The 8,428-nt window shown below is 49.8% G+C and carries 9 protein-coding genes; 6 read left to right on the top strand and 3 right to left on the bottom strand.

From position 1 onward, the window contains the following. On the bottom strand, window positions 1–394 hold a 394-nt coding region (locus tag VB712_RS10630; RefSeq protein WP_416236318.1), incomplete at its 3' end, for a hypothetical protein. 108 nt (window positions 395–502) lie between these two features. Between VB712_RS10630 and VB712_RS10635 the strand changes: the two genes are divergently transcribed. Together VB712_RS10635 and VB712_RS10640 are read left to right on the top strand one after the other, a co-directional pair. Beyond that, entirely contained in the window at window positions 503–1,069 is a 567-nt protein-coding gene (locus tag VB712_RS10635; RefSeq protein WP_323254539.1) for a hypothetical protein, read from the top strand. Window positions 1,070–1,072: 3 nt separating this feature from the next. After that, window positions 1,073–2,542: a hypothetical protein gene (locus tag VB712_RS10640; protein WP_323254540.1), complete on the top strand. Its 1,470-nt coding sequence runs from the start codon at window positions 1,073–1,075 to the stop codon at window positions 2,540–2,542. 5 nt (window positions 2,543–2,547) lie between these two features. Here the strand turns inward: VB712_RS10640 and VB712_RS10645 are convergent, their stop codons facing one another. Continuing rightward, window positions 2,548–2,829 carry a hypothetical protein gene (locus VB712_RS10645; RefSeq protein WP_323254541.1) on the bottom strand — a complete coding sequence of 94 codons (282 nt, stop codon included), beginning with the start codon at window positions 2,827–2,829 and terminating at the stop codon, window positions 2,548–2,550. A 109-nt stretch (window positions 2,830–2,938) separates the two neighbouring features. Between VB712_RS10645 and VB712_RS10650 the strand changes: the two genes are divergently transcribed. Next, the gene (locus tag VB712_RS10650; RefSeq protein ID WP_323254542.1) at window positions 2,939–3,187 is read left to right on the top strand and encodes a Ycf34 family protein; all 249 of its coding nucleotides are present in this window, start codon (window positions 2,939–2,941) and stop codon (window positions 3,185–3,187) included. Between the two features lie 9 nt (window positions 3,188–3,196). Beyond that, window positions 3,197–3,877: a lecithin retinol acyltransferase family protein gene (locus tag VB712_RS10655; RefSeq protein ID WP_323254543.1), complete on the top strand. Its 681-nt coding sequence runs from the start codon at window positions 3,197–3,199 to the stop codon at window positions 3,875–3,877. Window positions 3,878–3,906: 29 nt separating this feature from the next. Here VB712_RS10655 and VB712_RS10660 read toward each other — a convergent pair whose 3' ends face one another. Next, complete coding sequence (locus VB712_RS10660; protein WP_323254544.1) at window positions 3,907–5,811, bottom strand: hypothetical protein; 1,905 nt, start codon at window positions 5,809–5,811, stop codon at window positions 3,907–3,909. Window positions 5,812–5,980: 169 nt separating this feature from the next. Here VB712_RS10660 and VB712_RS10665 point away from each other — a divergent pair, with 169 nt between their 5' ends. Next, a complete protein-coding gene (locus VB712_RS10665; RefSeq protein WP_323254545.1) occupies window positions 5,981–6,976 on the top strand; it encodes a pentapeptide repeat-containing protein in 996 nt (331 codons plus the stop codon). A gap of 68 nt (window positions 6,977–7,044) precedes the next feature. Further along, a complete protein-coding gene (gene pdhA, locus VB712_RS10670; RefSeq protein WP_416236319.1) occupies window positions 7,045–8,088 on the top strand; it encodes a pyruvate dehydrogenase (acetyl-transferring) E1 component subunit alpha in 1,044 nt (347 codons plus the stop codon). Window positions 8,089–8,428 lie beyond the last annotated feature (340 nt).

The raw sequence follows: 8,428 nt of genomic DNA on the forward strand, positions 1-8,428 counted from the left end.
TCTCTAGAGCCATTGTCACCCTTGGCATAATACTAACGTGGGTTGAACCATCTTGGACAGCCTGTAAATCCCCCACGATAAAACCGTCATCAATTTGCCATAAAGGATCTTTACCTTGACCACCAAACTCTATCGGTTTGCGAAATGCGGGTAAACCTTCGATAGATAGCGAAACAGACATTCCCTTCGTGTCTCTAATCGCAATGGTAACAAACTCTCCTTCAAACTCGCGCTGTGATTCTGGCAACAAATAGCCTTCCTGACTCAAGCAACCCCTTCGCACCTCCTCAATATTGATATCGATAGTTAGCCTAACCCCTAACAATCTTGCACTACGACCCGTCCTCGGTTTGCCATTTTTTTCTGCCATACCACGATAGTAAAATTTTACCATATTCTATCTTTTGCTGATTGATCACTAGATTTCTTTGTTAAAGTTCTTGAGTAAATCATACAAGGAACACCCTGCAAGAACACATTCCCCTGCATACAGCCTTGTCCAATGCTCACAATCGCAATAACACTAAACTTATCTAAAAACCGCCACCCCATCGCCTATATTTTAAAAAACACCCCCAACCCCCCCAACATGGAACCCAACGAACCCGAAATCTATCTCCTCGCCCTCCTCCTCACCCTCAAACACACCCAAACCCCCCTCAACCCCGAAACCCAAACCCGCCTCTACGAACTCGGAGAACGCCTCAAAAACTTCGACCCCCAACGCTGGCCCATCATTAAACGCACCCTCAACACCCTCCTCAACACCACCCCCACCCTCACCTCCGAATTCCAAAAACACCTCGCCACCCTCCAAACCCACCCCCGCGATCGCCTCCTCACCCTCACCCTCCCCCCCGATCCCCACAGCCCCACCCTCGAAAAACGGGGGATCGAACCCGGCCGCCCCACCCAAAACAACAGCCAATACCTGATCAACGACCTCGTAATTCCCACTCTCCTCAACGATAACCCCATCGCCACCAGCCAAAAACTCACCGGCTGGCAACGCTTCTGGCAACCCACCGACCCCTCCGACGACGACTATCTTCCCCCCCTCAACCCCTAACCCATGCGCTACCTGATTTATCCCACCCTAGATCACTACCGCTACGACCTACGCCATGGATTAGGCCAAACACAACAGGAAATCCTCAGCCATCAAACCCAATTTATTCAAACCTTCCCCCCCACCCACCAAGCCACGATCCTCGCCGCCGACACCCCCTTTGAAATTGAATATCTCGAACTCCTGGGAAACACCCGAATTTTAAAACTGTTTCCAGAGCGATCGCCCTATGCCGGTTATCTCTATCCCGTTCGCCTCAACGATACCTATAGCCTGCTCATCGACTGCTCCACCAGCGATCGCACCACATCCCACCACCCCCAAATTTTCACCGAACTCCAACAGCAAATCCAAGCCTACACCACCCCCACCGCCACCACCCTCGGCCAAACCAGCATCGCCTCCGCCATCCTCAACGATCCACAACCATCAGCAGCCGAAATTCTTGATCTGGCTCAACAGATTTATCAAACCCTCTACCCTCAACAGGATTGGCAAACAACCCTCACCAGCCAAGGCAGAATTCTCAATGGCTATTTTTTTGAACTCAGTCAACACCATTTTATCATCCCAGAAACCCACCATTCTGGAATCAGATCAGCCCCCAACAACCATCATATTTTAATTATTCTTTATCCTAACCTTGCCCTCGTTCAAGAAGCAGGCTCTCAACTGATTGAATATTGGCTACGCCTGTGGTGCTACCGAAATAAAATGCTCTGGGCTTACCAACAAAGCCGCTACTTAAAACAAGCCCTCAAGCAAAAATTCTCTCAAATCATTCAATACGTTGCCGAATTGAAAAATCAAAATCATGCCAGCCTTAACCTCAACGAACTCGAAGCTAAACTCAATCAAGCGGGTCAGCTTTTTGCTGAATACGGCATTGAACTCACCGAACTCGATTATCAAACCCGCACCATTGAAATCAATAGCCATAACTATCAACAATGTCTCAGCGATATTCAAGAGAAACTCAGCCAATTCCCCGCAGAATCCAACCTCACCCCCCTCATGGCTTTTCTCCAACAGCCCTTTTTAGCCCAACTGCAAAAAGACTCCGAAAATCTCCGGCCCGGCTTAGATTTATTGCAATTTAATGTCAACCTCATTCAAGCCGATCTCGAACTCAAACGCACCCGCGTAGAAACCATCGCCTCAGAGCGCGATCGCACCTTTCAAACCCGATTCGCCATCTGGGGAACAGCGATCGCCCTTGGCTCCATTATCACCAGTGTCTCCGCCCAATTTCCCACCGTCATCGTTCCGGCGGTGATTGTCCCCAACGCAGAAGCCCCCAACGCCGATCTGATTACCGAACATCCTCTAGGCCGAGTTTTGCTGAATTTAGGTGTTGAAGAGATGTGGTTAGCGCCAGGGGTTTCTCTGCTCTTTACCCTCCTGATTACCCTGATCTGTGGCAGCGGCCTTTCACTGATTGTGCGATTGCTCCCTGGCCCCAAACATCGCTAATGGGATCAAAAATAAGTCAAAAAATCCACCGTGGGAATCAGGGGATCGGTGACAATCCCCACCCCTTTAAAACCCCAACGATCCAGTAATGCCTTTAATTGGGTTTGGCTAATCGGTTCCACCCCAAAGCGATCGCTCACATCGCTGCCATGGGTGTTGAGATAGCTGCGGGCCTCGAAATTCTCCCGGAAGAGGAGGAGAAAGCGATTCTGGGGGTCATGGGGGCGGGCGGTGACGTATTGGCCATCCTGTTGGGAACGCAAAAGGTAATAGCTTTCAGCAAGCATGGGCAGATCCGGGCAAGGTTTACTCCCATTTTAAGCATCTGTTACGGTCGCCACCGAAAAAATTTCCCGGTGTTAGAATGAGCCTCAGGACTCCCGTGGAGAAACCGCCATGTGTATTTGCATTAACTGCCAATATGTGGATCGCTGCATCACCTACCATGCCGTCGAAGCCCAACACCAGCAGCCCCACTTGACCGAAGACCCCGATTTTGAGGCGATCGCCCCCAGCATCAACGTCAACATCCGCACCAAAACCGACTACGTGGAAATGGAGTGGGATGTGGTGGGTTGTGAGAGCTTCAGTGAAGAGATGGGCAAATGGGTCAAGCTCCGACCCGGCGAACCCGTTCCCACCTAAACAGTCACCATGGCCAGGGGCGATCAAATTTACGTTTTACGCGAACTGCTCAACCTCAATGGTGTCTATGAACACCATGGGATTGATTGCGGCGATGGTACGGTGATCCATTACCGTAAGCCCAGTGAAGTGATCGAGCGGACAACCCTAGCCACCTTTAGTCAGGGGCAACGGGTGCGGGCAAAAACCTATCCCACCACATTTATCCCCGATGTGGTGGTGGATCGGGCCTTCAGTCGCCTCGGGGAAAACCGCTATAACCTCCTGTTTAATAACTGTGAACACTTCGCCACCTGGTGTAAAACCGGCGTGAGCCACAGTCAACAGATCAAGGATTTTATCCCCTGGATTGTCAAGGGCGATCCGTCCCAACTGGAAACCCCCGTCGATCGCGCCCTTCAGGGTACGGATCTCCAACAGGCTAAAGCTGCCCTTGACCGTGCCTTGGGACAGATCAAAGTGGTTTGGGATGATGTTCAACCCCGGTATAAACGGGCCAAAAATGAGGCTCAGGCTTGGGGCAAAGTGGCGGAAACCTCCCTGCAACGTCATCGCGAAGATTTAGCCCGCGCTGCCCTACTGCGTAAGGTGAACTATCAAAAAGAAGCGGATAAATTAGAGCAGGAATTGCAAAAATTGGCAACGATGACGGAGACGTTGTTGCGCAATAGTGTCAAACTTGCCCCTTGAAGTTGCCCTTAGCCATGAAGACAGGTGATCTAGTGAATTTGGGGCTGTGGTGTAGGTGTATAAATATGAATTTGGTATTCAGGGGTTAGAGTTGTGGCATGGGGTTGCCAATGGTGGCTAAATGCCTGGCCCTGGTAAACCAGGGGGGATGCTACGGGTTGACCAAAACGGGCGATCGCACAAACAGCCCCGGATTCGGGAATTTTCCCCGCAGGATTATTCACCAAAATATGTTTAATCTGGGGAAGTTGTGCATTTTCCTGCTTTAAAACTTGCCAAAATAAATACTCTAAATGACTATCATTGATCATTAAGCCAATATCTTGGCAGTGATGCTCGCTTAAGTATTTCGCCGTGGCCTGATAATCTTTGCGCCCCGGTACATCATGAAAATATTTCTCCATCCGTGATGTTATAAAAATATTTTTTGATCCCCAAAAAGGTTTTTTGACATTTTCAAAAATATAATAGTTGGCATTGAGTAGCAGGCAAAGGCATAGGGTGACAGCAAGCCAGCGAATTTTTTTGGCTTGGAGTAGATAGCCAATGATGGGGGCGATCGCCAAAAAATAAGGCGTGTGTAATCGACTGATCCAAATATTCCATTTCAGCATCAAACAGAGCAAGATAAAGGTTAATGTAATAACGACAAAATACTCTGTGACAATAGGATTAACTTGGTGCGATCGCCGCAATCTAAAGGCTATTAAAATTGTTGTTATTGAAATTAGATAAAAATGGAGCGGATTCCCCGCTAAATCCTCTAAAGCAATAAAAAAAACCATGAAGTTTGGACTGCTCGCAAAGGTAATAGAGTCAAGCTGATTGGATAGGTTGATTAATTCATGGATACGCCAAACAAAACGGTAAGCGATAGAAACTGTTGATAAAGAGCAAGGAATATGTAAGGCAATACTCCGAGTTAAGTTTGATACGATTGTAGCCAATGTATAATTGCTATTGACATAGCTTATATCCGTATATAAAATCCATTGGAATGCAGAAAAATTGCGTTGATAAAATCCAAAATTAACCAAGATTGGAACTAATGCAAATCCAATTGAAGATGGTTTAAGGATTGATTTGAAATGAGTAATTCCCAGCCAAATAATCAAAGGTGTAGCTAAAATATAGCTTGTTCCCTTGGTTAAAAATAGTAGCCCTAAGCTCAGACCTAAACGGAGGCTAATTTTAGTTGATAGAGTTTTGCTTTGAATAGAACTAACTGTGTAATAGGCAAAGCAAATCAACCAGAATGAACAAACCAAGTCATTTTGAGTTGTGGTTGATTGCAAAATTGCCATGGGTAGTGTGAGGGCAAATAAAACAGTCCAAAGTTGCCCCCAACGGTTGATTCCTAGTTCTTGGGCAATGAGAGAAACGCCAATTAGGCAACCGATCAGGCTAGTCCATTGCAGAAGGTTTAAGAGGCGATCGCTCCCCACCAAAGCATAAATATGCAGCAGGGCAAAGCTTGACCAAGGCCCCTGAAATAATTGTCTCAAGATGGCAGTGGGATAGTGGTCAACAGTTTGATTTTGTAACCAATGAAGAATGCGAGGGAGATGGTAAATAAAAGAGTCGGTGTTGTTGGGGGGAACAAAAACTGCTAAACACCATAAAATTACCAAAATCCCTATTCCCCATCCCCAAAATAGCCTGATTAAGGGATGGCGTGGCCAAGCTGGTCTTTTGATTTTCAGGGAATTTCTCATGGGGTAAAGGATGAAAGCTAAAATCATGACGCAAGCGAACCAAGCTAGCGTAATTGTTGTTGAATTTAGATGTTTTCCTAGGCTTAAGCTTTCAGTTATGATAGTGACTAAAACTCCCCAAAATACCGATCCATCAATTATTGCCTTACGCCAAGATTGTGATCTTTTTGAGTATAAAATTAACAACAATCCTGTCAACAAAGGAAGCAAAACTAACATGGCTTAATTCTCACGTTTAATTGTATTTTACTGTTTTTGATCAAATAGAAAACTCAGTTTTTACTATGGGAGCGATCGCCCCCCATGGACTCAATTTTGGCTCAAGGGCGATCGCCTCCGTCACGATCAAGGGATAATAGACCAAGCAATAGCACATTTCCCTCGACCTATGACTGCTGCTCTGATTCCCGATAACGGCGTTCCCAACTTGGCGACCCTGAACCTCACCCTTAGCCCTGATGACTCCGGGGTTGCCCTCGATCTGACGCTCCAAGGGGGAGCGCCTTGGTATGAGGTGGGATCGGGGCGGGCGCAATTTGCCCTCCGGGGGGCGAATTTGGTGATTACCCTCGATCCGGAATGGGAAGCAACGGGCGTGATGCCGGGGTTGCAGCCCGTTGAAGGAGGTGGTTTTGCTGGGGAGATCCTGTTTACAGAGCCGGAATTTAGGCGACAAGAACGGCTGTTAACCCTGAATGTTACGCCGGATATTTTTAGCGTTAGCTTTTCCCCGCTGTTGGCTCACTGCACGATCCTCCATGCGGAAGGGCTATGGCCCCATGATTTTAGCCCCAATCAGCAGGCGGTGGCCAAACGGGCGATCGCCAAAGCCATCCGCGCTACCTTCCCCATTCCCCTTGCCAAGATCAGCGGCTACGCCAACGAATCGATCCCCGCTAAACCCTTGGCGGCTCCAGACTTCACCCCCATCCTCAACGGCCATCATGAGGATGTCCTGACCCTAGCAACGCAGTTGGGCCTTGACCCGATGACGGATTTTGCGGGGGGGAATTTTTTGGGGGTCAGCCTGGGGGAAGCGAACTTGAGTGGGGCGGATCTGCGGGGGATTAACCTGCGGGGGGCGGATCTCTGCGATGCGGATTTGAGCGGTGCAAATCTGCGAGGGGCCAACCTCGGCGGCGCAGATTTAACCGGCGCATTTTTAGAAAATGCCGACCTGAGCGGTGCGAATTTACAGCGGGCCAGTTTAGCGTTAGTGAATTTGGCGGGGGTGAATCTGACGGGCGCGAATTTGACCGGCGCAAACCTCAGTGAAGCCCATTGGATTGGGGCAATTTTGGATCAAACCCGATTGGGGGATAATACCGGCCTTTCCCCAGAGCTACAACAGCAGTTAATCCAGCGCGGGGCCATTGCCCCTTAACAAGAGGCCTTGCATTGCGATCGCCCCATCCCCCACAATTAAACCATTTCAACCCAATCAAAATGACGATGGCACAAACCCTAGAATCAGAACGCCCCGTTCCCCATATTGATACCAGCACCCTCCCCCTCACCCGCGAAGAAGGGTTAATGCTCTATGAAGATATGGTGCTGGGCCGTTTGTTTGAAGATAAATGTGCGGAAATGTACTATCGCGGCAGAATGTTTGGGTTTGTCCATCTCTATAACGGTCAAGAGGCGGTTTCTACCGGCGTGATCCGGGCGATGCGCCGCGATGAAGATTTTGTCTCCAGTACCTATCGAGATCACGTCCATGCCCTCAGCGCTGGGGTTCCGGCGCGGGAAGTGATGGCGGAATTATTCGGCAAAGCGACGGGGTGCAGTAAGGGCCGGGGCGGCTCGATGCATATGTTCTCAGAACAGCACCGCCTCCTTGGGGGCTATGCCTTCGTCGCGGAAGGGATTCCCGTCGCCACCGGGGCCGCTTTTCAATCGAAATACCGCCGGGAAGCCATGGGCGATGCCAACGCCGATCAGGTCACTGCCTGCTTTTTTGGCGATGGGGCCAGTAATAACGGCCAGTTTTTTGAATGTTTGAATATGGCAGCCCTGTGGAAGTTGCCGATCCTCTATGTGGTGGAAAATAATAAATGGGCGATCGGCATGGCCCACGATCGCGCCACCTCCCAACCGGAAATCTACAAAAAAGCCAGCGTTTTCAACATGGTGGGGGTAGAGGTGGATGGGATGGATGTTTTAGCGGTGCGCAAGGTGGCTCTCGAAGCCGTCGAGCGGGCGCGGGCCGGGGAGGGGCCAACGTTGATCGAAGCCCTCACCTATCGGTTCCGGGGTCACTCCCTCGCCGACCCCGATGAATTGCGGGCGGCTCAGGAGAAGGAATTTTGGTTCTCCCGTGACCCGATTAAACGCTTGGCCAAGGATTTAGAAACGCGGGGCTTGGCTACGGCAGCGGAACTAGAGGCGATCGATACCAAGGTGCAAGGGATCATCGATGATTCAGTCCAGTTTGCCGAATCCAGTCCCGAACCCGACCCTAGCGAGTTGCGCCGCTATATCTTCGCCGAAGATTAAACCCCTCAACCCATTATCAACATCATCCCTCGTGCCATGGCTGGAGCCGTGGCACGCTTTTATTGCGGCTCTGCCGCGTGGGAGGTGGATTGTTAGGAGAGGGTTGCGCAACAATAGTTGCATTTTAACGCTAGGCATTGTAGCGGTTCCGCCCAATCCGTCAGGGATTAAAATCCCTGCCTGATCGCGAAAACCCGTTAAAACGGGTTCCGGATTGACACTCCCCGCGCTAAAGCGACGGGGATTCTTGGTTCATCGACCGGACTTAACCGAGCAGGATTGCTCCAACCCAGCCAGAGGTCTAATCTCCCCAAGCGTATAACTTCCCGTTTGCCCCACG

The organism is Spirulina sp. CCNP1310 (genome assembly GCF_034932185.1).
GTDB lineage: Bacteria > Cyanobacteriota > Cyanobacteriia > Cyanobacteriales > Spirulinaceae > Spirulina.

Excerpts from the sequence above, each read along its gene's own strand:
- VB712_RS10635 (WP_323254539.1), top strand. The coding sequence starts at position 503 with ATGCTCACAATCGCAATAACACTAAACTTATCTAAAAACCGCCACCCC.
- VB712_RS10640 (WP_323254540.1), top strand. The coding sequence starts at position 1,073 with ATGCGCTACCTGATTTATCCCACCCTAGATCACTACCGCTACGACCTA.
- VB712_RS10645 (WP_323254541.1), bottom strand. The coding sequence starts at position 2,829 with ATGCTTGCTGAAAGCTATTACCTTTTGCGTTCCCAACAGGATGGCCAA.
- VB712_RS10650 (WP_323254542.1), top strand. The coding sequence starts at position 2,939 with ATGTGTATTTGCATTAACTGCCAATATGTGGATCGCTGCATCACCTAC.
- VB712_RS10655 (WP_323254543.1), top strand. The coding sequence starts at position 3,197 with ATGGCCAGGGGCGATCAAATTTACGTTTTACGCGAACTGCTCAACCTC.
- VB712_RS10660 (WP_323254544.1), bottom strand. The coding sequence starts at position 5,811 with ATGTTAGTTTTGCTTCCTTTGTTGACAGGATTGTTGTTAATTTTATAC.
- VB712_RS10665 (WP_323254545.1), top strand. The coding sequence starts at position 5,981 with ATGACTGCTGCTCTGATTCCCGATAACGGCGTTCCCAACTTGGCGACC.
- pdhA (WP_416236319.1), top strand. The coding sequence starts at position 7,045 with ATGGCACAAACCCTAGAATCAGAACGCCCCGTTCCCCATATTGATACC.